General features: G+C 68.5%; 24 protein-coding genes. 11 read left to right on the top strand and 13 right to left on the bottom strand.

The genetic code is table 11. The features are described from left to right. Positions 1 to 75: 75 nt before the first annotated feature. Positions 76 to 852, bottom strand: coding sequence for a hypothetical protein (locus ACSMFO_RS33885; protein WP_436461817.1), 777 nt, complete (start codon positions 850 to 852; stop codon positions 76 to 78). A 66-nt stretch (positions 853 to 918) separates the two neighbouring features. Between ACSMFO_RS33885 and purS the strand changes: the two genes are divergently transcribed. Then, positions 919 to 1,158 (top strand): phosphoribosylformylglycinamidine synthase subunit PurS, encoded by a 240-nt coding sequence (purS, locus tag ACSMFO_RS33880; RefSeq protein ID WP_360087050.1) that lies wholly within the window; start codon positions 919 to 921, stop codon positions 1,156 to 1,158. After that, positions 1,155 to 1,832: a phosphoribosylformylglycinamidine synthase subunit PurQ gene (purQ, locus tag ACSMFO_RS33875; RefSeq protein ID WP_037334697.1), complete on the top strand. Its 678-nt coding sequence runs from the start codon at positions 1,155 to 1,157 to the stop codon at positions 1,830 to 1,832. The genes purS and purQ overlap by 4 nt, the downstream gene beginning before the upstream one ends. 53 nt (positions 1,833 to 1,885) lie before the next feature. Here the strand turns inward: purQ and ACSMFO_RS33870 are convergent, their stop codons facing one another. Next, positions 1,886 to 3,613 carry an ABC transporter ATP-binding protein gene (locus ACSMFO_RS33870; protein ID WP_436461816.1) on the bottom strand — a complete coding sequence of 576 codons (1,728 nt, stop codon included), beginning with the start codon at positions 3,611 to 3,613 and terminating at the stop codon, positions 1,886 to 1,888. Further along, positions 3,610 to 5,235 (bottom strand): ABC transporter ATP-binding protein, encoded by a 1,626-nt coding sequence (locus ACSMFO_RS33865; RefSeq protein WP_436461815.1) that lies wholly within the window; start codon positions 5,233 to 5,235, stop codon positions 3,610 to 3,612. Before ACSMFO_RS33865 ends, ACSMFO_RS33870 begins: the two co-directional genes overlap by 4 nt. A gap of 119 nt (positions 5,236 to 5,354) precedes the next feature. Here ACSMFO_RS33865 and purL point away from each other — a divergent pair, with 119 nt between their 5' ends. Next, positions 5,355 to 7,637: a phosphoribosylformylglycinamidine synthase subunit PurL gene (purL, locus tag ACSMFO_RS33860; RefSeq protein WP_436461850.1), complete on the top strand. Its 2,283-nt coding sequence runs from the start codon at positions 5,355 to 5,357 to the stop codon at positions 7,635 to 7,637. A gap of 96 nt (positions 7,638 to 7,733) precedes the next feature. On the opposite strand, the gene ACSMFO_RS33855 is transcribed toward purL, so the two are convergent. The 6 genes from ACSMFO_RS33855 to ACSMFO_RS33830 all read right to left on the bottom strand — a co-directional run bounded on the left by ACSMFO_RS33855 (position 7,734) and on the right by ACSMFO_RS33830 (position 13,213). Next, positions 7,734 to 8,576 (bottom strand): hypothetical protein, encoded by an 843-nt coding sequence (locus tag ACSMFO_RS33855; RefSeq protein WP_436461814.1) that lies wholly within the window; start codon positions 8,574 to 8,576, stop codon positions 7,734 to 7,736. Continuing rightward, the gene (locus ACSMFO_RS33850) at positions 8,573 to 9,682 is read right to left on the bottom strand and encodes a pentapeptide repeat-containing protein (protein WP_436461813.1); all 1,110 of its coding nucleotides are present in this window, start codon (positions 9,680 to 9,682) and stop codon (positions 8,573 to 8,575) included. The genes ACSMFO_RS33855 and ACSMFO_RS33850 overlap by 4 nt, the downstream gene beginning before the upstream one ends. Then, positions 9,679 to 10,473, bottom strand: coding sequence for a Twin-arginine translocation protein TatA (locus ACSMFO_RS33845; protein ID WP_360127651.1), 795 nt, complete (start codon positions 10,471 to 10,473; stop codon positions 9,679 to 9,681). The genes ACSMFO_RS33850 and ACSMFO_RS33845 overlap by 4 nt, the downstream gene beginning before the upstream one ends. Before the next feature lie 164 nt (positions 10,474 to 10,637). Next, a complete protein-coding gene (locus ACSMFO_RS33840; RefSeq protein WP_038521386.1) occupies positions 10,638 to 11,483 on the bottom strand; it encodes a lysozyme in 846 nt (281 codons plus the stop codon). A 192-nt stretch (positions 11,484 to 11,675) separates the two neighbouring features. Further along, positions 11,676 to 12,491, bottom strand: a complete 816-nt coding sequence (locus ACSMFO_RS33835) for a lysozyme (protein WP_037334716.1) — start codon at positions 12,489 to 12,491, stop codon at positions 11,676 to 11,678. Between the two features lie 104 nt (positions 12,492 to 12,595). Further along, positions 12,596 to 13,213, bottom strand: coding sequence for a type VII secretion system-associated protein (locus ACSMFO_RS33830; protein ID WP_037334719.1), 618 nt, complete (start codon positions 13,211 to 13,213; stop codon positions 12,596 to 12,598). A gap of 53 nt (positions 13,214 to 13,266) precedes the next feature. Between ACSMFO_RS33830 and ACSMFO_RS33825 the strand changes: the two genes are divergently transcribed. Beyond that, the gene (locus tag ACSMFO_RS33825) at positions 13,267 to 13,647 is read left to right on the top strand and encodes a sterol carrier family protein (RefSeq protein WP_350579373.1); all 381 of its coding nucleotides are present in this window, start codon (positions 13,267 to 13,269) and stop codon (positions 13,645 to 13,647) included. A gap of 84 nt (positions 13,648 to 13,731) precedes the next feature. Here the strand turns inward: ACSMFO_RS33825 and ACSMFO_RS33820 are convergent, their stop codons facing one another. Beyond that, the gene (locus ACSMFO_RS33820; protein ID WP_038521380.1) at positions 13,732 to 14,529 is read right to left on the bottom strand and encodes an SAM-dependent methyltransferase; all 798 of its coding nucleotides are present in this window, start codon (positions 14,527 to 14,529) and stop codon (positions 13,732 to 13,734) included. 202 nt (positions 14,530 to 14,731) lie between these two features. Here ACSMFO_RS33820 and ACSMFO_RS33815 point away from each other — a divergent pair, with 202 nt between their 5' ends. The 6 genes from ACSMFO_RS33815 to arfB all read left to right on the top strand — a co-directional run bounded on the left by ACSMFO_RS33815 (position 14,732) and on the right by arfB (position 19,968). Beyond that, on the top strand, positions 14,732 to 15,610 hold the full coding sequence (locus ACSMFO_RS33815; protein ID WP_038521377.1) for a helix-turn-helix domain-containing protein: 879 nt from the start codon (positions 14,732 to 14,734) through the stop codon (positions 15,608 to 15,610). Between the two features lie 284 nt (positions 15,611 to 15,894). Next, positions 15,895 to 16,134, top strand: coding sequence for a DUF397 domain-containing protein (locus ACSMFO_RS33810; protein WP_038521375.1), 240 nt, complete (start codon positions 15,895 to 15,897; stop codon positions 16,132 to 16,134). Beyond that, entirely contained in the window at positions 16,118 to 16,519 is a 402-nt protein-coding gene (locus tag ACSMFO_RS33805) for a hypothetical protein (RefSeq protein WP_038521372.1), read from the top strand. The genes ACSMFO_RS33810 and ACSMFO_RS33805 overlap by 17 nt, the downstream gene beginning before the upstream one ends. Positions 16,520 to 16,861: 342 nt before the next feature. Further along, complete coding sequence (purF, locus tag ACSMFO_RS33800; RefSeq protein ID WP_007032554.1) at positions 16,862 to 18,400, top strand: amidophosphoribosyltransferase; 1,539 nt, start codon at positions 16,862 to 16,864, stop codon at positions 18,398 to 18,400. A gap of 30 nt (positions 18,401 to 18,430) precedes the next feature. Further along, positions 18,431 to 19,501: a phosphoribosylformylglycinamidine cyclo-ligase gene (gene purM / locus ACSMFO_RS33795; RefSeq protein ID WP_038524798.1), complete on the top strand. Its 1,071-nt coding sequence runs from the start codon at positions 18,431 to 18,433 to the stop codon at positions 19,499 to 19,501. Positions 19,502 to 19,536: 35 nt separating this feature from the next. Further along, entirely contained in the window at positions 19,537 to 19,968 is a 432-nt protein-coding gene (gene arfB / locus ACSMFO_RS33790) for an alternative ribosome rescue aminoacyl-tRNA hydrolase ArfB (RefSeq protein WP_436461812.1), read from the top strand. On the opposite strand, the gene ACSMFO_RS33785 is transcribed toward arfB, so the two are convergent. The 3 genes from ACSMFO_RS33785 to ACSMFO_RS33775 form a co-directional block, all read right to left on the bottom strand. Further along, entirely contained in the window at positions 19,957 to 20,715 is a 759-nt protein-coding gene (locus ACSMFO_RS33785) for a GNAT family N-acetyltransferase (RefSeq protein WP_436461811.1), read from the bottom strand. The genes arfB and ACSMFO_RS33785 overlap by 12 nt on opposite strands. Positions 20,716 to 20,893: 178 nt before the next feature. After that, on the bottom strand, positions 20,894 to 21,547 hold the full coding sequence (locus tag ACSMFO_RS33780; RefSeq protein WP_436461810.1) for a VanZ family protein: 654 nt from the start codon (positions 21,545 to 21,547) through the stop codon (positions 20,894 to 20,896). 222 nt (positions 21,548 to 21,769) lie between these two features. After that, the gene (locus tag ACSMFO_RS33775) at positions 21,770 to 22,669 is read right to left on the bottom strand and encodes a Gfo/Idh/MocA family protein (protein ID WP_083649867.1); all 900 of its coding nucleotides are present in this window, start codon (positions 22,667 to 22,669) and stop codon (positions 21,770 to 21,772) included. A 123-nt stretch (positions 22,670 to 22,792) separates the two neighbouring features. Between ACSMFO_RS33775 and ACSMFO_RS33770 the strand changes: the two genes are divergently transcribed. Continuing rightward, positions 22,793 to 23,248: a helix-turn-helix domain-containing protein gene (locus tag ACSMFO_RS33770; RefSeq protein ID WP_350579386.1), complete on the top strand. Its 456-nt coding sequence runs from the start codon at positions 22,793 to 22,795 to the stop codon at positions 23,246 to 23,248. Positions 23,249 to 23,251: the final 3 nt, after the last annotated feature.

The following is a 23,251-nucleotide window of genomic DNA, read 5'->3' as shown; positions in this document are numbered from 1 at the left end:
GACGCCCCGCCAATGAGCTCATCTTGGCCCAGCGCCGCGCTCCGAGCATCCCCCAGACGAAGGATCGGTGCGAGCTCAGTCGGAGTCGGGTGAAAAAGAGGTCACGCAGGGGCCGCCCTCGGCGTCGTCCTCGGTCGCGATGCGGCCGGGGTTCCGGACGCCGTCGACCTCGCCCGTGAGGTGCAGGATCGTCTGCTTCGCCGTGGTCAGCACGTCGGCGTTGTCGACGGTGTACCTCGCCTCGCCGTGGATGATCTGCTGCACGCCTTCGCGGGTCGTGTCCGCCACCTTCTCGCACAGCACGGACAACGCCGCCGGGATGTCGCGAGCGTTGATCGCGTCGACGAACTTGTTCCCCGCCTCCTCCCCGGTCTTGACGTCCGGACGGGGCGACGGCTTCGTGTCGAGGCTCGGCAGCGGCTCGGGCTCGCCGCCGGTCTTGGCGTCGCGCACGCACCAGCCGCCCTCGGCGGGGATCATCGCGATGCCGACGGTCTGACCCCCGAGGGTGAACGCGGCCGAGTACTCCTGCGCCGCACGCTGGTGCGCGGGCGTGCTCAGCCGCGCGCCTTCGGAGACCGCCATCATCTGCTCGAAGGTGTACGACCGCTTCGAGCGGATCGGGCACCAGAGCTGGCTGACGCGACCCTCGCCGACACCGTTCACGAACGACTGGCCCAGCTGCTCCGGCGTCGCGCGCGAGGTGGTGTCGGGCTTGGTCTTGAAGAACCCCGGCGTCACGAAGCCGGTGAACGCGACACCGCCCGCGATCAGGACGAAGACCAGCACCAGCGTGATCCAGAGCCCGGTCTTCGACTTCTTCGGCGCGTACTGCGGTTGCCCGTAGGTCATGCGGCAACCGTAGTGAAGTAGGCTCGGGCGGTACCCACGACCTGCGTGAATAAGGAGCAGCCTGCCGTGGCCCGAGTCGTCGTCGACGTCATGCCCAAGCCCGAAATCCTCGACCCGCAGGGCCAAGCCGCGCTCGGCGCGGCCGGTCGTCTCGGCTTCACCGGGATCACCGGGATCCGTCAGGGCAAGCACTTCGAGATCGAGGTCGACGACTCCGTCGACGACGCGACGCTCGAAAAGATCGCCGAGGGTTTCCTCGCGAACCCCGTCATCGAGCAGTGGACCATCAAGCGGGTGGAGGCGTGAGCGCCCGTATCGGGGTCATCACCTTCCCCGGCACGCTCGACGACGGTGACGCGGCCCGCGCGGTCCGCTACGCCGACGCCGAGGCCGTGCCGCTGTGGCACGCGGACGAAGACCTCAAGGGCGTCGACGCAGTCGTCGTCCCCGGTGGCTTCTCCTATGGCGACTACCTGCGCGCCGGCGTCATCGCCCGGTTCGCGCCGGTGATGTCGTCGGTGATCGAGGCCGCCCACAAGGGCATGCCGGTGCTGGGCATCTGCAACGGCTTCCAGATCCTGTGCGAGGCCGGGCTGCTGCCGGGCGCGATGATCCGCAACGCGGGCCTGCACTTCATCTGCCGTGACCAGTGGCTGCGCGTCGAGCACAACGAGACCGCGTGGACCACCCGGTACGACAAGGGTGCCGAGATCCTCATCCCGATGAAGAACATCGACGGCTGCTACGTCGCCGAGCAGGCCACCCTCGACGAGCTGGAGGGTGAGGGCCGCGTGGTGTTCCGCTACGTCGGCGGCAACCCGAACGGCTCGCGCAACGACATCGCCGGGATCCGCAGCGAGAACGGCCGCGTCGTGGGGCTCATGCCGCACCCGGAGCACGCCATCGACGCCCTCACCGGACCTTCCGACGACGGGCTCGGCATGTTCTACAGCGCCGTGGACGCCCTCGTCTCCGCCTGACCCCCCTCGCATTTCGTCCTCTAAATGCGTTCGCATTTAGAGGACGAAATGCGTCAGGAGGCGGCGGCGACCAGGGCCGCGTAGGGCCCACCGGCGGCCAGCAGCTCCGCGTGCGAGCCCAGCTCGGTCACCCGGCCGCCCTCGATCACGGCGACCCGGTCGGCCGCGGCCGCCGTATGCAGCCGGTGCGCGATCGCGATCACCGTGCGCCCTTCGAGCACCGCGCTCAGCGACCGCTCCAGCTCCCGCGCAGAACCCGTGTCCAGGAGCGACGTCGCCTCGTCCAGCACCAGCGTGTGCGGGTCGGCCAGCACGACCCGCGCCAGCGCCAGCTGCTGCGCGATCGCCGCCGGAACGGCGACCGCCCCGGCCCCGACCTTCGTGTCCAGCCCGTCCGGCAGGCTCGCGACCCACTCCGAAGCCCCGACCGAGGCCAGCGCGGCCAGCAGCCGTTCGTCGGTCCAGTCCCCGGCCGGGAGCGTGAGGTTGTCCCGCAGCGTGCCCGCGAACACGTGCTGCTCCTGCGTCAGCAGCAGCACCTCACCGCGCAGGACATCGTCCGGCAGCGTCGACACCTCGGCACCGCCGATCCGCACCGAGCCCGACGTCGGCGCCGACATCCCGGCCAGCAGCCGTCCCAGCGTCGACTTGCCGGCACCCGACGGTCCGACGATCGCCAGCCGCTCACCGGCGGGCACCCGCAGGTCGATCCCGTGCAGCACCTCGCGGTCCGCGTTGTAGCCGAAGCGCACGTCGCGCACTTCGATGTCCTGGCCGCGCGGAGCCTCCGAAGCCTCACTTGAAGACCCAGCAGGCCGAACGCCCAGCAGCCGCCGCAGCGAGACCCCCGCGACCTGCATGTCCGCGAGCCAGAACAGCGCCTCGTTCAGTGGACCCGTCATGACCTGCGAATACAGCAGCATCGCGGTGATCGTGCCGAGCCCTTCCCAGCCGTTCGAGTAGGCGAGCAGACCCAGTCCGAGCATCACCGGCACCGGCAGCACGTAACTGATCTCCAGCGACGGGATCCACCGCATCTGCAGTGCCCGGACCTTGCGCTCGCCCAGCATCGCCGCGTCGAGACCGTCGTGTCCGGTCCGGATCCGGCGGCCGGTCAGGTTCAGCGCCTCGGCCGTCCGCGCGCCCTCCGCGGTCTCGTGCGTGGTGGACTGCAGCTCGGACCACTTGTCCAGCATCCGCCGCATCACGTCCGGGATCCGCCGCTGGTACCAGATGTTCACCGGCACCAGCAGCGGCAGCGCGACCAGCAGGCCCAGCGCCAGGAACGGGGACGTGATCACCATCGCCACCACGGTGAACACCACCGTGACCGCGGCGATCAGGATCTCCGGCGCGCCGAAGCGCACCGCGTGGTCGATGCGGCTGACGTCGGTGGTCGCCCGGCTGAGCAGGTCACCGGTGCCCGCGGCCTCGACCGTCCCGAGCGGCAGGTCCAGCGCGTTCCCGACGAACTCCTCGCGGTTCGTCGCCAGGATCCGCTCGCCGAACACCCGCGCGCGAAGCCGCGCCAGGCCCTTGAACCACGCTTGCGCGCCCAGCACGACCACGAACGCGATCGCCAGCCAGGTGATCGTGGCGGTCGTCGTGCCGCCGACGACCTCGTCCACCAGCGCGCCCAGCAGTTGTGGCCCGGCCAGCCCGATCGCGGTCGCGACGCAGAACAGGCCGAGCATCACGGAGAACTCGCGCTTGTTGGCGCGCGCGGTCTCCCTGATCCATCGTCGAACGTCTTTCTTGTCTGCCAGCGGCAGCTTCTTCATGCCGGTACTTTCGTACTCACGACCACATCGGCCACATGTGTCCACAAAGGACTTTGACTGAACACGACGGTGGTCTTGCCGCGCCGCAGCTTCGCGACGCGTTCGGTTATGCGGGCTTCGGTATGCGCGTCGACGGCCGAGGTCGGCTCGTCGAGCAGCAGGACGTCGGCGTCGGTCGCCAGCGCGCGGGCCAGGTTCAGCCGCTGCCGCTGACCGCCGGAAACCTCACGTCCGCGTTCGCCGATCACCTCGTCGACGCCGTTGGGCAGCGCGTCCACGATGTCCTCGGCGTCCGCCGCGTACAGCGCTTCGGTGATCTCGACGTCGCCAGGCTCGGCGGGGCTGACCTGCTCGCGCAGCACACCGGAGAACCAGATGTCCTGGTTGTGCGCGAACACGACCCGCCGCCGCAGCTCGTCGAGCGCGACCCGGTCCACCGGAACCCCGCCGACGAGGGCAGGTTCACTCGGATCGGTGAACCGCGCCATCCGTGACGCCACCGCTTCGGCGTCGGCCCCGACGTCGATGACGGTCAGCTTCCCGGCCTCGACCTTGATCCCGGACGTCTCGTCGTACAGGTCCAGCGGGCCTTCCGGCAGCGGCACCGGATGCTCCGGCTCGGCGAGCGTGCGTTCGGTGGACAGCAGTTTGCACACCTTCCGCGCCGAAACCAGCGCGGCGCTCAGCACGCCCGCGAACTCGGTCGCCGTCGTCACCGGGATCACCAGGAACACCGAGACGCCGTAGAACGTGATCAGCTCGCCGACGCCGATGGTGCCGTTGATCGCCAGCTGCGCGCCCAGCCAGGTGATGACCACCGTGACCAGACCCGGCAGCGCGACCTCCGCCGCCGCGAGCCACGCCTCGCTGCGCCCGACCTGGACGCCGGCCGCGCGGACCTTCTGGCTGGAGCGGCGGAAACGATCGAGGAACTGCTTCTCGCCGCCGACCCCGCGAAGGATCCGCAGGCCGGAGACGATGTCCGCGGCCAGCGCGTTGACCTCGGTCTTCTCCTCGCGCTGCTTCGTCTGACGCTTCTCCAGCGGCTTCAACAGCGGCCCGATGCCCACCACCGCCAGCGGGACACCGATCAGCGCGACCATGCCGAGCAGCGGAGACGTCGTCAGCAGCGCCGTCGCGCACACGATGAACGCGATCAGCGAACCGAACGCCCGCCCGAGTACTTCGAAGGAGTCACCGATCGGGTTGATGTCGCTGGTGGTGATCGCGACCACGTCACCCGTGGTGGTCGTGTCCCTCAGGTTCGCGCCCAGCTTCGCCGCGTGTTCGGTGGCGAGCCGCTGCGTCACCCCGGCGCCGTGGATCCAGCAGCCGTAGGACGCGAAATGCTGCACCGTGCCCGCGAGCGTCTGCGCGATCCCGAGCCCGGCGGCCGCGAGGCCCCACAGCCAGACGGAATCGCCGTCTCCGCGGCCGATCGCGTCGATACCCCGGCCGATCGCGACCGGCAACAGGGCGATCGGCAACGACCACAGCGCACCGCTGATCGCCGAGACGGCGAGCAGTCCCGGGCGCGCGAGCATCATCCTGACCAGGTACCGCCAGGCGGTCGGCTTGGCGGGTAGCCGCAGTCGCGGAAGGGGATATGTGGCGGAAAGCACGATTATCGACGGTAAGCGGATCACCGCCGCGGGCGCGACCGATTTATCCGTGGGCGACCGAGGGGTGAACAATCCCCTCGCCTATTCTCAAGGCCGTGGCGAACCCTGATGCGGACACCGTGACCAGCACCGTTGACACCACTCAACACGCCGAGGCGACCCCCGAGCAGACCCAGCCGTACGTCGAACTCGGCCTCGCCGACGACGAGTACGCCCGGATCCGGGAGATCCTCGGCCGCCGTCCGACCGACGCCGAACTGGCGATGTACTCGGTGATGTGGAGCGAGCACTGCTCGTACAAGTCCTCGAAGAAGCACCTGCGCTACTTCGGTGAGACGGCCACTCCCGAGATGAAGGAAAAGATGCTCGCCGGTATCGGCGAGAACGCGGGCGTCGTCGACATCGGCGAGGGCTGGGCGGTCACCTTCAAGGTCGAGAGCCACAACCACCCGTCCTACGTCGAGCCGTACCAGGGCGCCGCGACCGGCGTCGGTGGCATCGTGCGCGACATCATGGCGATGGGCGCGCGCCCGCTCGCGGTGGCGGACGCGCTGCGCTTCGGCCCGGCGGACGCCCCCGACACCCGCCGCGTGCTGCCCGGCGTGGTCGCCGGCGTCGGCGGCTACGGCAACTGCCTCGGCCTGCCGAACATCGGCGGCGAGCTGGTGTTCGACCAGAGCTACTCCGGGAACCCGCTGGTCAACGCCCTGTGCGTCGGCGCGATGCGCGTCGAGGACCTGCACCTGGCCTTCGCCTCGGGCAAGGGCAACAAGATCATCCTGTTCGGCGCGCGCACCGGCCTCGACGGCATCGGCGGCGTGTCCGTCCTCGCCAGCGACACCTTCTCGGGTGACGAAAGCTCGGGCGGCCGCAAGAAGCTGCCCAGCGTCCAGGTCGGCGACCCCTTCACCGAGAAGGTGCTCATCGAGTGCTGCCTCGAACTGTTCGCCCAGAAGCTCGTCGTCGGCATCCAGGACCTCGGCGGTGCCGGGCTCTCCTGCGCGACGTCGGAACTCGCGGCGGCCGGTGACGGCGGTATGCACATCTACCTCGACCGGGTTCCGTTGCGCGCCACCGGGATGACCCCGGCGGAGGTGCTCTCCAGCGAGTCGCAGGAGCGGATGTGCGCGGTCGTCTCGCCGGAGAACGTCGAGGCGTTCATGAAGGTCTGCGAGAAGTGGGACGTCATCGCCACCGACATCGGCGAGGTCACCGACGGCGAGCACCTGGTCATCACCTGGAACGACGAGATCGTCGTCGACGTCCCGGCGCACACCGTGGCGCACCAGGGCCCGGTGTACGACCGCCCGATCCAGCGGCCGTCCACACAGGACGCCCTGCAGGCCGACACCTCGGCCAAGCTGCCGCGTCCGTCCACTTCGGACGAACTGCGCGCCGACATCCTCAAGCTCATCTCGTCGCCGAACCAGGCGTCGAAGGAATGGGTGACCTCCCAGTACGACCGTTACGTGCGCGGCAACACCGTTTCCGCGCAGCCGTCGGACTCGGGTGTCATCCGCATCGACGAGTCGACCGGCCGCGGTGTGGCCGTTTCGACGGACTGCAACAGCAAGTTCGTCTACCTCGACCCGTACGAGGGTGCGAAGCTCGCGCTGGCCGAGGCGTACCGCAACGTCGCCACCAGTGGCGCGAAGCCGGTCGCGGTCTCGGACTGCCTGAACTTCGGCGCGCCGACCGACCCGGGTGTGATGTGGCAGTTCGAGCAGGCCGTGCACGGTCTGGCCGACGGCTGCGTCGAACTCGGCATCCCGGTCACCGGCGGCAACGTCAGCTTCTTCAACCAGACCGGTGACGTCGCCATCCTGCCGACGCCGGTGGTCGGCGTGCTCGGCGTGATCGACGACGTCACCCGCCGCATCCCCACCGGGATCGGCGCGGAGGCCGGGGAAACCCTGCTGCTGCTGGGGGAAACCCACGACGAGCTGGACGGCTCCGCCTGGGCGCGCGAACTGCACGGCCACCTCGGCGGCCGCCCGCCGCGCGTGGACCTGGCGCGCGAGAAGCTGCTCGCCGACGTCCTCATCGCCGGTTCCCGTGACGGCATGATCTCCGCCGCGCACGACATCTCCGACGGCGGCCTGATCCAGACGCTCGTCGAGACCGTCCTCATCGGACAGTGCGGTGCCCGCGTCTTCCTCGACACGGAGCAGGACCCGTTCGTGCAGCTGTTCTCCGAGTCCGCGGGCCGGGTGCTGGTCGCCGTGCCGCGTACCGAGGAACTGCGGTTCACCGAGATGCTGACCGCGCGCGGCCTGCCGTGGCGCAAGACCGGCGTGGTGGACCCGGAATCGGGCTCGCTCGAACTCCAGGGCATCACGGAGTTCACGTTGGAGGAGCTTCGGGAGCCTTGGGAGCGCACGCTCCCGGCCCTCTTCGACTGATACGTCGCGCACCTTGCCGAGTACATGAAGGCCCCCTTCCTTGCGCTAGACGCAAGGAAGGGGGCCTTCATGTACTCAGTGCGGGCCCAAGACCACTCACGAGCCGGGAAGCGTCGAACCGGCCGCGAACTTCGCGCCCTCAAGCGACGGCGGCTCCGCGAAGGTGGCCACGCCGAAGTCGACGGGTTTCTCCACGACGAGATAGTCCAGCGACACCTTGCGTTCGAAGCTCGCCCTCGTGAGGTCGAGCGTCCCGTGGATGGTCACGTCCTTGAGCGAGAACTTCCCGGAAACCTGGGCATCGGTGAGATCCACGTAGCTCGCCACCTCGCAGCGATCCGCGCCGAACCAGCCGATCCGCCTGCCGAGCAGTTCGAGCTTGTCGAGCCGCGCGTCGCTGAGGTTGAGCCCCAGCGTCGGCCCGGTGGTGCCGGCGTGCGGAAGGATGTCGCGGATCAGCCGCTCGGCCGCGCGCCGGACCAGCCGTTCGCGTTCCGCGGCCGCTTCGTCTTCCTTGCCCCAGTCGATGTCGCTCGGGAACTTCGGGTGGTCGAACGGCCGCCGCAGGTAGGCGCACAACACGTCGAGCACCGTCTGCCGGTACTCCGGCCGGGTCCTGGCCAGCCCCGCGAGCGAATGCATCGCGCCGACGCGGACCTGATCGGCCTCGTTGCCCAGCAGTTCGATCGACTTGGCGAACCGCTCGTCGGAGATCCGGCTGCGCTCGATCTCGTGCCTGTCCTCTTCGGTCCGCCTTCGCCGGTCGTTGAGCCACAGCCCGTAGAGCGCGGCGATCGCCCCGCCCGCCAGCGCGCCGGTCTTGAGCGCGTCGCCGCGGCTGGTCGCGCGATCCGTGAGCAGCCAGGCGGTGACCCCCACGAGCACCACGACCGACGACAGCAACGTCCACAACAACGGGGACTTGAGCAGGCGTCTCATACGTCCTTCATCGTGAGCCGGGCACGGCCGTCCGGCAGCGTTTCGACGGACCAGTCCGCCGGGAGTTCGTGATCCCTCGCCGGGTCCACCGAAGTGTTGTACAGCGACACGGAACCCGGTGCCTTGCGGAACTTCAGGTCCCCGAACCCTTCGAACCGCGCCCGGCGCAGATCCAGTGCCCCTTCGAATGCGGCGTCGGCGAAGACGGCGTCCTTCGCGAAGACACTGTCCTTAAAGGACGTTTCGCCCGCGAACACCGTCCCGCGGAACTCGGCGTCCTCGCTGAACTGCACCCCGCTGAACCAGGCCCGCTGCTCGAACTTGGCTGCGTTGCACCGGAAGTAGCCGATCCGCTTACCCGCCTCCGTCCCGGCGCCGGTCAGGTAGACCGGCCCGAGGAACACGCAACCGGACAGGTTGGTGCTGCTGTACAGACCGGCATAGCGGAGCAGCAGCTTGCCGACCTTCCGCTCGGACAGGTCGAAGTACTCCAGAACCGCCCCGGTCAGGTCGAGGTCGTAACCGGGGGCGTCCTCGGCGTCCGCGGCCGGGAGCAGTTCCCCGATGAGGCGCTGGGCGGTCTGCCGCACCTGGAGTTCCTGCTCCTGCTCCGGTTCGCCGCGTTCGGGAAGCTTGTTCCCCGGACGTTTCGCTTCTTCTTCGTACCGCGGATGCTTGAACGGCCGCCGCAGGTACGAGCACAGGATGTCCAGCACGGTCTGCCGGTAGAGCTCGCGACCGCGGGCCAGCCCCGCCAGCGCGTGCAGGGCCCCCACTCGTACCTGGTCGGCGTCGTGCCCGAGCAGCTCGACGGCCTTCGCGAACCGTTCGTCCGAGATCCGGTCCCGGTCCTGGTCGGCCCGCCGCAGCTCCAGCTCCTGCCGCTGCCGTTCGACCTCCTGCCGTCGTTCCTCCACCCGGCGTCGCCGGTCGTTGAGCCACAACGCGTACAACGCGACGATGGCGGCGCCGGCGACACCGCCGGTCTTCAACGCCTCACTGCGGCTGGTCGCCGGATCCGTCAGCAACCAGCCGCCGACCGCGAGCAACAGGACGAACGAGAGGACGAACGTCCACAGCAACGGGGAGCGGAGGAACCGCTTCATCGGGCCTTGGAGACCAGAAGCGAGGAGACGCACCAGGAACCGGACTGGCTCTGCGCGAACATCGTTCCCTTGGCGTCCTCACCTTCGACCGTGCCGGTGATCTCGGCCATGACGAGGTTGGTCGTTCCCTGCGTCCGCTTGACCTCCGCCGTGGAGCCCGGCGGGAGGAAGACGTCGAGCACGGAGCCCATGCTCGACCGACGGTTCTCACAGGCCAGGGCGATCGCCCCTTGCCGGTCGCCCGACGAGATCTTGGCGAGGAAGTCCTGGATGACCTTGACGCCCGCAGGATCGCCGGAGCTGCTGCCACCGCTTTCGGTGCTTCGCGGGGTCCTGGTCGTGCTCGACTTCGGGCTGCTCTTCGGCGCGGAGGTCGGCGCGGGCTCGGACGACGAGGGCGGCGCGGCCACCGGCTCGTCCTTGCTCAGCAGGAAGCCCGGCGCGACGAACCCGGTGACACCGAACGCCACCAGCACGACCACGCCGATCACGATCCCGATGATCAGTCCGGTCTTGCTCTTCTGCGGCGGCGCGGGCGGGCCACCGAAGCCCTGCTGGTAACCCTGCTGATTCGGGTCCCAGCCCTGCTGGGGCTGCTGCTGGTACTGCTGGGTCTGGTCCCAACCCTGCTGCGGCTGCTGCTGGTACTGCTGGGTCTGGTCCCAGCCCTGCTGCTGGCCGTACTGCTGAGGCTGACCGTACTGCTGGTTCGGGTCCCAGCCACCCTGCTGCGGCTGCTGTCCCTGCGGGTCCTGGCCATAGGGCTGGCCTGGCTGGGGTGGGTAGGTCATCGGTCTCGCCTTCCGTACTGGGGCCTGAGGCTTCAGATCAGACGACCGGCGGTCAGCGCTGGTTCCGGATCCGCCCGTGCCAGGGATTTCCAAGGGGAAAATACCCCGCGCGCGAAAACGGCTCCCGGCCGAGGCCGGGAGCCGTTCTTCACGGAATGCGCAGCTCAGCCGTTGGCCAGTGCCTGCAAGCGGTCGTAAGCCCCGTTGAAGGTGTTCTGGTCGAGCGGGCTGGAGGTGTACTGCCACACGGTGTAGAAACCCCAGCCGTAGGGCAGCGTGCCCACGGTGGACGCGTAGCGCGCGATCCACAGCGGGACCGTGCCACCGAAGTTCTGCGACGTGCCGACGCAGGTGCTCCACCAGCTCGTCGAGGTGTAGATGACGGGCCAGCGGCCGGTGCGCGCCTTGTACCGGTCGTGGAACGCCCGGATCCACGAGCCCATGGCGGACTGGCTCAGGCCGTAGCAGGTCGCGCCGTACGGGTTGTACTCCATGTCCAGCGCGCCCGGCAGCGTCTTGCCGTCCTTCGACCAGCCGCCGCCGTTGTTGATGAAGAAGTCGGCCTGCGCCGCGCCGCTCGAGACGTTCGGCAGGGCGAAGTGGTACGCGCCGCGGATGAAGCCCTTGTTGTAGGAACCGTTGTACTGCTGGGCGAAGTAGGGGTTCTTGTAGCTGGTGCCTTCGGTGGCCTTGGTCCACACGAAGCGCTTGCCCTGGTTCCACCAGTAGTTCCAGTCGACGTTGCCCTGGTAACTGGCCACGTCCATCCCCGCGACCGTCGCGAGCACGCCGACCTCGGGCTGCGGCTGGGCGGCCTTGGCCTTCGATTCGGGGGTGGAGGTGTCGCCTTCCACGCGCCGGATCTGCGATCCGATCGTGTGGTCGTTCTGCTGGAGATCCTGTTCGATCGACATGATCTCGGGGGACGGGGCGGCCGACGCCTGGACCGTGCTGCTGAGCAGGAGCAGCGCGGAGCCGACGGCGATGGCGATTCTTCGGGAAGTGCGCATCACGACAATCCCTTCACGGATAACCCTCGCTGAGGACGGCGACCTTGCAGGTGGTAGCCGTCCGGGCACGATTGTTGACGACGGGTGCCGGGTTTGTCACTAACTTCCGTGAAATTGGTACTACGCGTGGGTGATTTTCATTTCCAAGTAGGGCGAGTTATGTGATCTTGTAACGCCCACTCGGGTGGGTGTTCAGCCGAGCGACAGCGCGCGCACGCGGTCGATCGTGCCGTTGAACCAGTTCTGGTCGCCGGGGAGACTGCCCTTGTTCGAGAACTGCCAGATGGTCTGGTGCTTCCAGCTCGCGGGCAGCTCGCCGATCTCCGTGTTGTAGCGCGCGATCCACAGCGGGTTCTGCCAGAAGACGTTGCTGTTGCCCGTGCAGCGTTTCCACCAGCTCGTCGACGTGTAGATCGCCGGATGCCGCCCGGTCCGCCACAGATAGGTCTCGGCGAACGACGCCATCCACGCGACCATCTGCGCCGGCGTCTTGCCGTAACAGGTTTCGCCGTACGGGTTGTATTCGACGTCGAGCGCGCCGGGCAGTGTCTTGCCGTCGCCGGACCAGCCGCCGCCGTGGTCGACGAAGTAGTGCGCCTGCGCCGCGCCGTCCGAGATGTCGGGGCGTGCGAAGTGGTAGGCGCCGCGGATCAGGCCGACGCCGTAGGAACCGTTGTACTGCTGGGGAAACCGGGGATTGACGAAGCCGGTGCCCTCGGTGGCCTTCACATAGACGAACTTCGCGCCGGTCCTCGCGGCGCCGGGCCAGTCGACGTCGCCCTGATGGCCGCTGACGTCGTGGCCGAGCGTCTGCGCCTCACCGCCGTACAGCGGCCCCACCGACACGTTGACGCCTTCGTGCAGCGCGATCTGGGAACCGGCGTAATGCTCCTCGGCCCCGTCGTACCTGGGCCCGCTTTCCCGTGCGACGGCGGGGGTCTGCGCGAGCAGCAGAACCCCCGCCGCGAGGACGGCCCCCCAGCCTTTCGAACACACTCTGCGACTCATCACGTCGCCACGATCCCCCGGGAAAAGGGAATCAGCGACTCGAACATCACCCGAAAGAGTTGCTTTCCGGCCGAAAAAATTGGGCCGAGTGGGTTAATCGGGCCCTAACGACGCTCGTCTGAAAGGGCTTTGTCGAGGTGCTCCGAGGGGACGATCGCGGTGAGCCGGTCGTGGGGGTTGATCGTCACGGGGTGCCCGGCGAGCAGCGGGACCATGTCCCGGCCCAGCACCGCGCGGGCGTGCGGCCATTCGCGCGGGACCAGCGATTTGGCCGTGTACGCGGGCACGAGCACCTTGCCGTCGGTGTTGTGGAAGCCGATAACGGTGCGCTGCACCGGCGAAAGGGCGTAGACGAACAGCGTCGAGTCGAGGATGACGCGCGGCAGGTCGGCGGCCGGGCGGTGGTTCGTGCGCACCAGCTGGAGGAGCTGCTCGAGCTCGTTGCGCGGCTCCGGGAAGCCGAGCGCCTTGGGCGAGGGACGGTAGCGATCGTTGGGGTGGAAGTCCTCGACGATCTCGCCGCCGCCGTTCACCGGGTACGCGCCGACGACCGCCCAGGACGGCACCGGGCCGTCGGGATCGAAGGCCTCGTCGATGACGTAAAGCCAGCTGTTCGGGTTGGCCTTGGCGTTGGCGCGCATCTCTTCGGTGATCTTCGGCTTCTTCTTGCCCGCCGGGCTCGACGCCAACCGATCCGCCTCGTCCCGCTGCGCCATCGCCATCCCCACGTTCCGGGTGCCTGAAGGTTTGTTCGCGCTCACTCTACTGTTCTCCCATGGCCTCTTCGCGTACGGTCGACCCCGCTGAGTTACGAGCCGCGATCGCGGCGATTTCCCCCTGGTTGAGCGGATCCGGTCCGGAACCGGCCCGTCCCGAGCTGGCCTCGGCGGTGCGGCTGAGCCTGCGGACGCTGGCCGGGGACGCCCCGGGGAAGAGTGTCGAAGTGCGGGTGCCGCCGTTCGCGGCTGTGCAGTGTGTCGAAGGATTGCGCCATACCCGCGGGACCCCGCCGAACGTCGTCGAAACGGATCCGCGTACTTGGCTGGAACTGGCGACCGGGCTGCTCGGCTGGGCCGAGGCCGTCGAATCGGGGCGGGTCACCGCCTCCGGGAGCAGAGCCGATCTGGCCCGCTGGCTGCCCTTGGTCCGCCTCTAGAACCCGCCCTGGGCGTGCAATGAAAGGTCCTTTCCTCGCAAATTTTGCCAGGAAAGGACCTTTCATTGCAGCCGGAAGGCGGTCTTAAGCCTTACGGCCGATGCCGCCCGAGATCGTCCGCTGGGCCGCGTTCAGCTCCTTGATCCGCGGGCCGTCCGGCCACCAGTCGACGCACAGCTTGACGCCGGGCTCGACCATCTCGAGGTCGTGGAACAGCTCCTCGATCTCGGCCTTGGTACGGAACGTGCCCGAGCCCATCGGGCTGTGGATGAAGAAGTCCTCCATCTTGCGGGCGGTCTCGGACAGCTCGTCCTCCGGGTCGGAGAAGTGCGAGATCGCCACGTACGAACCCGACGGCAACGCGTCGATGTACTTCTTCATGATCTGGGCCGGCGCTTCCTTCGGCCCGTTGTAGTGGTGCAGCGTCCCGAGCTGCAGCAACGCGATCGGCTGCGAGAAGTCGATGTGCCGCCGGATGTCCGGGTTGTCGATGATCCGCTCCGGCTCGAAGATGTCGTCCGAGACGAAGTGCGTGTTCTCGTTCTCCTCGAGCAGCGCCCGCCCGTGGGCGAGCACGACCGGGTCGTTGTCGACGTAGACGACCTTGATCTCCGGGTTGATCCGCTGCACGACCTGGTGCGTGTTCTCCGCCGTCGGCAGGCCGGATCCGAGGTCCAGGAACTGCGTGATGCCCGTCTGGCTGGCGAGGAACCGGCAGGCGCGGATCAGGAAGCCGCGGTTCTCGGTCGCCAGGTCCTGCGCCTCCGGGGCGGCCTGCTGGACCTTGCGCAGCACCTCCCGGTCGATCTCGTAGTTGTCCTTGCCGAGCAGGAAGGCGTCGTACACCCGGGCGATGCTGGCCCGGGTCGGGTCGACACCCACAGGCACTCGTTCCGTCCGGGTCGGGGCGTCGGGCATCTTGAACCTCACAAAACTGTGTCGGAAGTCTCGGGCTCTACGTAGAGTAGAACCACGTACGCGACGGGTAAACCGAGCCGTCCCTGTCGTGTCGAGGCCCAAACGTGTACTTTCAGTAATCGGCTTGTTCTCCTGTGAGTGTCGTCGTGCGAAAGGTCCCCGGTCGATGAACGCGGTCACCCCGCCTGGCGGTGAGCAGTCCCTGGGTCCCACCGCGCGACGGATGATCCTGGGCTCTCAGCTCCGCCGGATGCGTGAGGACGCGGGCATCACGCGCCAGGAGGCCGGCTACAGCATCCGCGGCTCTGAGTCGAAGATCAGCCGTCTCGAGCTCGGCCGCGTCGGGTTCAAGGAACGCGACGTCGCCGACCTGCTGACCATGTACGGGATGACCGACCCCGGTGAACGGCAGCAGTTCCTCGACATGGTCAAGGAGTCGAACGAGCCGGGTTGGTGGCGCCGCTACGGCGACCTGATGCCGAGCTGGTTCAACGACCTCGTCGGGCTCGAAGAGGCCGCCGCCCGCATCCAGGTGTGGGAGCCGCTGTACGTCACGGGTCTGCTGCAGACCGAGGACTACGCGCGGGCGATCATGAGCCACGGCCGCAAGGACATGGTCAACGAGCAGATCGACCGCCGGGTCGCGCTGCGGATGCGGCGCCAGAAGATGCTGTCGCGGCCGGACGCGCCGCGGTTGTGGCTGGTGCTCGACGAGTCGGTGCTCCACCGGCCGATCGGCGACCGCGAGGTGCTGAAGGCGCAGATCGACCACCTGCTGGAGATGATCCAGCAGCCGAACATCTCGGTGCAGGTCCTCCCGTTCGACCGGAGCGGCTACTCCGCGGACAGCGCGTTCTCGCTGCTCAGGTTCGCGGAAGAGGAATTGCCGAACATCGCGTACACCGAGTACCTGACCGGCGCGCACTACATCGACAAGCGCGACGAGATCGAGCGGTACAGCCGCGCGCTGGACATGCTCGCCGTCGACGCGGAGACGCCGGACCGCAGCCGCCAGATGCTGATGAAGCGCCGCGCCGAAATCTGAGTCGATCACCGTTGTGGGGCTGACCGCCGTTCCGGGGACGGCCGGGGTTTTCTTGCGGTCACCCGAAATTCCGGCAACAAGTCGTAGCTGTTCACCCGTTGGAGACAGTGCGTGTCACCCTTTGGTGGGGCGGCTGAGGACTTAAGTCATCACTACACGCGAATTCTGCAAAAACTTCTGCACGTGCATTTACCGCTGCAGTCACACGTGCTAACTTTGGGATCACAGGCAAATGCACATGCAGATGCATCGCCCGAAGTCTTCTGTCGGGGAAGGTGGGGACCATGGCTGAACAGTTCGACAACGGCATCCCGGCCGATCGTCTTACCGGCGCGCAATGGCGCAAAGCGAGCTACAGCAACGCGATCGGCAACTGCGTGGAGGTGGCACCGCTCGCGTCCGGCGAGATCGCGATGCGCAACTCGCGCTTCCCGACCGGTCCCGCACTGGTCTACACCCAGGCCGAGATGGCCGCGTTCCTCGCGGGTGCCAAGGACGGCGAATTCGATGACGTTCTCGGGTGACACCATCACCGCGGAAATCACCGACATCGAAAGCGGCCTGCAGGAACTGATCCACCGCGGGTACCAGTTCGTGCACCCGTGCGACGCGAACGGCGAGGTCATGGCCGTGGTCGGCGTGCGAGTCCACGACAACGTGGTCGACGTGGTCCGGCTCAACGCCGAGGACGACGTCGTCGCGACCCGCATGCCGGGCACCGAGGAGGACATCCTCGAACCCGAGGTCTGGTTGTGGCGGTTCACCGGAGACGCGGCGACGGTGCTGACGGCACTGCTCGCGCTCCCGGACGAGCGCACACCCGGCTCGCTCCACCTCCCGGAGACCGCGGCCAAGGGCTGCTGGGTCCCCGGCCGCGGCGGCACGTCCAAGTGGCTGGCTGCCGGCTAGTCAGCTCCTAAGCACAGTCGACCGCCTCTGTCGAGGGGGAGCGGTCGGCTGGTCGGGGGTCGTGAGTGACGGGTCTTGACACCCGCTCGTCACTCACGGTCACAATGAGCCCGCCCCGGTCGAAGGCCCCGCTATCGCGGTGGCAGGGCGCCCTTGTCGGCCACGCGACTCGAACGGTCGGTCCGCGCCCTGCCGACGTCGATCGCGGACGCGGGTTCACTCAGAGTCACAGTGTCACCCCAGCTCGAAGCGTGTCCAGCGCCACCTCGTGCGGCGCGTTGATCTCCTGCGCACCGTTTACACTGGTGGCGGCCTGCCCTCTTTCTCCCTGGGAGCACCTCGGTGGTTTCCGACCCGTCCCTCGCCGGACAGCCCGTGACCGACCAGCCCGATCCGGAACCCCGCGAGGAATGCGGCGTCTTCGGTGTCTGGGCGCCCGGAGAAGAGGTCGCGAAGCTGACCTACTACGGGCTCTACGCACTTCAGCACCGCGGCCAGGAAGCGGCCGGCATCTCGGTCTCCGACGGTTCGCAGATCGTCGTCTTCAAGGACCTCGGCCTGGTCAGCCAGGTGTTCGACGAGCAGGTCCTGCAGTCGCTGCAAGGACATATCGCCGTCGGCCACTGCCGCTACTCGACCACCGGCGCGACCATCTGGGAGAACGCGCAGCCGATCTTCCGTACCACCGCGACCGGCAGCGGATTGTCCTTCGCGCACAACGGGAACCTCGTCAACACCGCGGAACTGCGGGATCGCACGGTCGAAGCCGGGCTCAAGCCGCACGCGGGCCTGACCGGTTCGTCCAGCGACTCCGACCTGGTGTGCGGGCTGCTCGCGGCCAACGCCGCCGACAAGGGCATCGAAGCCGCCGCGCTGGAACTGCTGCCCACCCTCAAGGGCGCGTTCTGCCTGGTCTTCGCCGACGAGTCCACTCTCTACGCCGCGCGCGACCCGCACGGCGTGCACCCGCTGGTGCTCGGCAGGCTCGAACGCGGCTGGGTGGTCGCGAGCGAGACGGCCGCGCTCGACATCTGCGGCGCGTCGTTCGTCCGCGAGGTCGAGCCCGGTGAGCTCATCGCGATCGACGCCGAGGGCCTGCGCTCCTCGCGGTTCGCGAACCCCGAACCCAAGGGCTGTGTCTTCGAGTACGTGTACCTCGCGCGCCCCGACACCTCGATCGCCGGCCGCAGCGTGCACGCCACCCGCGTCGAGATCGGCCGCAAACTCGCCGCCGAGCACCCGGCCGACGCCGACCTGGTCATGCCGGTGCCCGAATCCGGCACCCCGGCCGCCATCGGCTACGCGCAGGGCTCCGGCATCCCCTACGGCACCGGCCTGGTGAAGAACGCCTACGTCGGCCGCACCTTCATCCAGCCGTCGCAGACCATCCGGCAGCTGGGCATCCGGCTGAAGCTGAACCCGCTGCGCGACGTCATCCGCGGCAAACGGCTCGTGGTGGTCGACGACTCCATCGTCCGCGGCAACACCCAGCGCGCGCTGGTCCGCATGCTGCGGGAGGCGGGCGCGCTCGAGGTGCACGTCCGGATCGCGTCGCCGCCCGTGCGCTGGCCGTGTTTCTACGGCATCGACTTCGCCTCGCGCGCCGAACTGGTGGCCAACGGCGTCGACCTCGACGGCATCCGCCGCTCCATCGGCGCCGACACCTTGGGCTACATCTCCCTGGACGGGCTGGTCGCGGCGTCGGAGCAGCCGAAGTCGCGGTTGTGCACCGCGTGCTTCTCCGGCGAGTACCCGATCGCACTGCCCGAAGACGCGCTGATCGGGAAGCACCTGCTGGAGAGCCTGGACTCGGTGAATGGCGCGGCGAAGCCCGTCAGCCCTGCCGGGTACGGTGCTGAGGACGCCATCCGGCGTCCCTAGACCTCTCTTCCAGAGTTGGAGTCCGCTTCCGTGAGCGAGTCCACGAGCGCCACGTACGCCGCCGCCGGCGTCAGCATCGACGCCGGTGACAAAGCCGTCGAGCTGCTCAAACCGCACGCCGAGAGGGCCACGAGGCCCGAGGTGATGGGCGGCGTCGGCGGTTTCGCCGGGCTGTTCTCCCTGAAGCTGGACAAGTGGAAAGAGCCGGTGCTGGCCTCGTCGACCGACGGGGTCGGCACCAAGATCGCCGTCGCCCAGGCGCTCGACAAGCACGACACGGTCGGCATCGACCTGGTCGCGATGGTCGTCGACGACCTGGTCGTCACCGGCGCCGAGCCACTGTTCATGCAGGACTACATCGCCGTCGGCAAGGTCGTGCCGGAGAAGATCGCGGCGCTGGTCGGCGGGATCGCCGAGGGCTGTGTCCAGGCGGGCTGCGCGCTGCTCGGCGGCGAGACCGCGGAGCACCCCGGCCTGATGGGCGAGCACGACTACGACCTCTCGGGCACCGGCATCGGTGTCGTCGAGGCGTCGAACGTGCTGGGCCCGGAGCGGGTCCGCCCCGGCGACGTCGTCCTCGCGCTCGGCTCGTCCGGCCTGCACTCCAACGGCTACTCGCTGGCCAGGCACGTGCTGCTGGACATCGCGCGCATGCCGCTCGACGGGCACGTCGAGGAGTTCGGCCGTTCGCTGGGAGAGGAGATGCTGGAGCCGACCAGGATCTACGCGAAGGACTGCCTCGCGCTGGCGGCCGAGGCCGACGTCCGCACGTTCGCGCACGTCACCGGCGGTGGCCTGGAGCAGAACCTCGCCCGTGTCATGCCGCGCGGCCTGGTCGCGCGGCTCGAACGCGGCACCTGGACCCCGGCGCCGGTGTTCGCGCTGATCGGCCACCGCGGCAAGGTCGAACGCGCCGAACTGGAGAAGACGTTCAACATGGGCGTCGGCATGGTCGCGATCGTCGGCGCCGACGACGTCGACCGCGCGCTCGCGATGCTGACCGCGCGGCACGTGCCGGCGTGGATCCTCGGCGACGTGCAGCCCGCGGAAGACCCGGACGGCCCGCGCGCCGTGCTGTCGGGCGACCACCCGCGCTTCTGATTTAACGGCTTGGCCTCGGGTGACACACTGGGTCCGTGGCTGATGACGTGGTGATCGGTACCCGGTTCGTGATCCCGGGTGCCGAATTGAGCGAACGGTTCTCCCGGTCTTCGGGCCCGGGTGGGCAGGGCGTGAACACCACGGACTCGCGGGTCGAACTGTCCTTCGACGTGGCCGGTTCGGCGTCCGTCCCGGAGCCCCTCCGGGCGCGGATGCTGGACCGGCTTTCGTCGCGCCTGGTCGACGGCGTCGTCACGATCGCCGCGTCCGAACACCGCTCCCAGCTGATGAACCGGGAAGCCGCGCGGGCGCGGCTGGTGATGCTCCTGACGGACGCGTCGGCGCCCCCGGCCGCCAAGCGGCGTCCCACCAAACCCTCACGGGGTTCGAAGGAACGCCGCCTGGCGTCGAAGAAGCGCCGCGGCGAAGTCAAGAAGTCACGCCGCGGCGGTTACTCAGACGACTGACAGGTGCACGCACTCGGCAGCGGTCTTGAACCCGGCCCGGCCGTAGACGCGTTCCGCCTGCCCGGCGCCCGGCGTCAGGAACACCGACCGGCCGCCGCGCGCGTGTGCTTCACGCGTCAGGTACTCCGTCATCGCCGCGGCGATCCCGCGGCTCCGGTACTCCTCGAGCACCCCGATCCCGGCGATCTCCGTCGCGCCGTCGAGGATCGCGGTCGCGACCCCGCCGCCGACGACCTCGCCGTTCTCGTCGACCGCCATCACCGAGATGGTGTCGCCGCTCAGCTGATCCGGCGACGGGTCGAGGTGTTCATCGGGATCGGTCTCCCCGAACGCCAGGTTCTGCGCCCGGATCATCTGCCGGAGTTCGCCCTCGGTCTTCGGCGTGACCAGGCTGATCCCGGCCGGTTTCGGCTGTTCGACGACCTGCCCCGGCGTGCAGATCATCAGCGGAACCCGCCGCTCCAGCGTGTAACCGCACCGGACGAGCACGGCTTCGGCAGCCGGAACGGCCTCGGTGAGGAACTCCAGACGCGGCGTGAGGCCGCGCTTGCGGAACGCCTCGATGAGCGCGGCGACGTCGTCCTCGGTGGGGACGGCGCCGTCGTCGGGGATCGCGTAGTTGAGGAAAGGGCTGCTGGATTCGAGGTAGTACGTGGCCAGGAACGGCTCGATCCGCTCGGTCTCGCGGAATTTCGCCGCGGTGAGGCGGATGTAGGACTGCAGAGCACGAATCGTCTCGGAAAGCACTGGTGGAAAGCCTTTCGGGCAGAAGGAGGAGACGCACGGGAGGATCCGCGTGCGTGGCAGGGCTGGCGGGTGCGCCGGCTAGCTCGTGCCGACGCCACCGAAGGCGTCAGGCATGAGGCATCCCTCTTTCTTGCTGCGTAGGGCTTTCGCGATCACTTTCGCACGACGGTCAACCCCTTTACCTCCGCTGCGGATGCGCGATGCCCGAATACCGCTCGTCCCACACCGATCTCGGGACCCGGAGCCGGACCGGCGCCTCGCACACCCGCCGGACCTGCGCCGGGATCGCCACGGGCGGCCGGACGTCCAGGCGGTGCCACAGCCGTTTGCTCACCGCGGCGCCCGCGACGGCGCCCAGGGTGTTCAGCAGGATGTCGTCCGCCGAGGTCACCCGGCCCGCCTGGATCAGGTATTGAGTGCCCTCCACCAGCACCGAGACGGCCAGCGCGCCCAGCGCGATCCGGCCCAGTGAGCGCAGACGGTGGAACCGCAGGGGGAGCAGGGCGCCGAGCGGGCTCAGCATGAGAACGTTGCCCAGCGCCTGCCAGAGATTGGCGCTGTCGTTCAGGGCGAGGCGGAGGTCGGTGCCGGGTTCGAGGTTCAGCCTGCTGCCGTGTGCGCTGGTCACCGGCATCGTGACCAGGCACAACACCAGGAAACCGGCCAGCACGAGCGTCATGTCGACGGCGGCCGTCGCCGACGCGGAGAAGAGGTCGGCCTGTCTTCGCCGCCGCCGATGCGCCGCGAGCAGCGGCCACCCGAGCAGTGCGTACGGAACCGCGGTGATCGTCAACGGGATCATCACACCGAAAGCGCGGAGCAGCTCACCCATGGCCTTCCTTTCCGGAGCGCCCAAGATCACCTTCGCATCACAAGATCGACTCGGCATGGCGGAGCGGACGCACTAAGAGGTGATCTTTTCCGGTGGCGGAAAAGGTTTTCCCATGCTCGGCACCGTCCACAAAGGAACCTGTGGACAAACCTGTGGACGGCCGCGAAGTAACCGGAAGAAGGTGTTATCCCGCAAGGAAAAGCCTTGTGGGTGACCTGTGTACTACTTGCCGTGTCCGGCGAGCTCCCGCGCGCGTTCGAGCAGCTTTTGGAGGTGCAGCCCGCGACGTACGTCACACGGGTGCGAGGTCGTCCCGCTCGCGGCCATCGCGGCGAAATCGTCCAGGAGCGCGGTGTACGACTCGCCCGCCGAGCCCGGCTTCCGGCCGAGCGTGCGGTAACCGTGCTCGCCGTAGACGGCGACTTCGACGACCGTCGGCTGGATCGGCAACCGCAGCGACAGGGTCGCCGTGCTCGTCGCGCCACCCTCGTGGGCTAACAGCACTTGCCACAGATCGTCATCGGTCCGGTTCGCCGCGAGCACGTCGGTGATCTCGCCGAGCGCCGCGTCCAGCAGATCGAAGGCGTGCGGGCCGATGTCCGCGAGCGCGCCGGAGTCGTGCCGCCACGCCGAGGACTGGTACTGACCGCCGAGCAACGCGCCCGAAAGCCATCGAGCCCCGCCGCCCCGCCAGCCGCCGGCTTCCTTGATGCCGTCGAGCCACTCGCGGGTCATCGGTGAGAAACGCAGGATCAGGACCACGAGGGCCGCGACACCGGCGGCCTCGACCGCGTCCGCGAGCCGCCGCGCGCCATCGAGATCCGCGGCGATCGGCTTCTCCAGGATCAAATGCTTGCCCGCTTCGGCCGCCCGGACCGCCAGCTCCGCCTGAACGGCGGGCGGCACGGCGAACGCGACCGCGTCCACCTGGTCGAGCAGCTCGTCGAAGCTGTCGACGGCCTGGGCGCCGTGGGCCTCGGCCAGCTCCTTCGCGGCCTCGGGACGTCTGGCCCAGACCGCGCGCAACGTCATACCGGGGTGATCGGCGAGACCTGGCGCGTGCACCGTCTTCGCCCACGGACCGGCACCGACCAGACCCGCGCGCAGCTGTCCCTGTCCCACACCCCCGAGTCTAGGTGTGCCCTCACGCAAGCTGAACGCACCATCGAGTTGCGTTTATTGCGTTTGTTGCGAATAATTCGTTTGAGAGCCGATACTGGGACCACGTCGAACACAGGAGCAGTGATGACTGCGCTGACCATTGACCAGATCGTCCCAGGGCGTCACGACATCGACGTGGCACTCGAGGCACTCCCGCACGTCGAGGCTTACCTGGCCCGGCGGCATGAAAGGGACACCGTGCGCGTCGTCGTCGATGAGCACGAGGAGTCCGTGGTCGTCCCCCGAGGGGTCGTCGACCTGATGGCTCGCGTGCTCGCCCTGGTGGCGGCGGGTGAGAGCGTCGCGATCGTCCCGTCCCATGCCGAGCTGACCACGCAGCAGGCGGCAGACCTGCTCAACGTTTCCCGGCCGTTCCTGATCGGGCTGCTCGAAGCGGGACGGATCGAGTACCGCACGGTCGGTAAGCACCGGCGAGTGAAAGCCGGTTCCCTTCACGACTACTTGCGTGAAGACGACCACCGGCGCCGCGAGGCCGCGGACGAGCTTTCCGCCCTGAATCAGGAGATGGGGCTGACTTAGCAA

Source organism: Amycolatopsis sp. w19 (genome assembly GCF_051373225.1).
Taxonomy (GTDB): domain Bacteria; phylum Actinomycetota; class Actinomycetes; order Mycobacteriales; family Pseudonocardiaceae; genus Amycolatopsis; species Amycolatopsis japonica.
This window is presented reverse-complemented; position numbering and strand designations above follow the sequence as displayed.

Bases quoted from the DNA above. Each gene is read 5' to 3' on its own strand.
- ACSMFO_RS33885 (WP_436461817.1), bottom strand. From the start codon at position 852: ATGACCTACGGGCAACCGCAGTACGCGCCGAAGAAGTCGAAGACCGGG.
- ACSMFO_RS33870 (WP_436461816.1), bottom strand. From the start codon at position 3,613: ATGAAGAAGCTGCCGCTGGCAGACAAGAAAGACGTTCGACGATGGATC.
- ACSMFO_RS33855 (WP_436461814.1), bottom strand. From the start codon at position 8,576: ATGAGACGCCTGCTCAAGTCCCCGTTGTTGTGGACGTTGCTGTCGTCG.
- ACSMFO_RS33850 (WP_436461813.1), bottom strand. From the start codon at position 9,682: ATGAAGCGGTTCCTCCGCTCCCCGTTGCTGTGGACGTTCGTCCTCTCG.
- ACSMFO_RS33845 (WP_360127651.1), bottom strand. From the start codon at position 10,473: ATGACCTACCCACCCCAGCCAGGCCAGCCCTATGGCCAGGACCCGCAG.
- ACSMFO_RS33840 (WP_038521386.1), bottom strand. From the start codon at position 11,483: ATGCGCACTTCCCGAAGAATCGCCATCGCCGTCGGCTCCGCGCTGCTC.
- ACSMFO_RS33835 (WP_037334716.1), bottom strand. From the start codon at position 12,491: ATGAGTCGCAGAGTGTGTTCGAAAGGCTGGGGGGCCGTCCTCGCGGCG.
- ACSMFO_RS33830 (WP_037334719.1), bottom strand. From the start codon at position 13,213: ATGGCGATGGCGCAGCGGGACGAGGCGGATCGGTTGGCGTCGAGCCCG.
- ACSMFO_RS33825 (WP_350579373.1), top strand. From the start codon at position 13,267: ATGGCCTCTTCGCGTACGGTCGACCCCGCTGAGTTACGAGCCGCGATC.
- ACSMFO_RS33815 (WP_038521377.1), top strand. From the start codon at position 14,732: ATGAACGCGGTCACCCCGCCTGGCGGTGAGCAGTCCCTGGGTCCCACC.
- ACSMFO_RS33810 (WP_038521375.1), top strand. From the start codon at position 15,895: ATGGCTGAACAGTTCGACAACGGCATCCCGGCCGATCGTCTTACCGGC.
- ACSMFO_RS33805 (WP_038521372.1), top strand. From the start codon at position 16,118: ATGACGTTCTCGGGTGACACCATCACCGCGGAAATCACCGACATCGAA.
- ACSMFO_RS33780 (WP_436461810.1), bottom strand. From the start codon at position 21,547: ATGGGTGAGCTGCTCCGCGCTTTCGGTGTGATGATCCCGTTGACGATC.
- ACSMFO_RS33770 (WP_350579386.1), top strand. From the start codon at position 22,793: ATGACTGCGCTGACCATTGACCAGATCGTCCCAGGGCGTCACGACATC.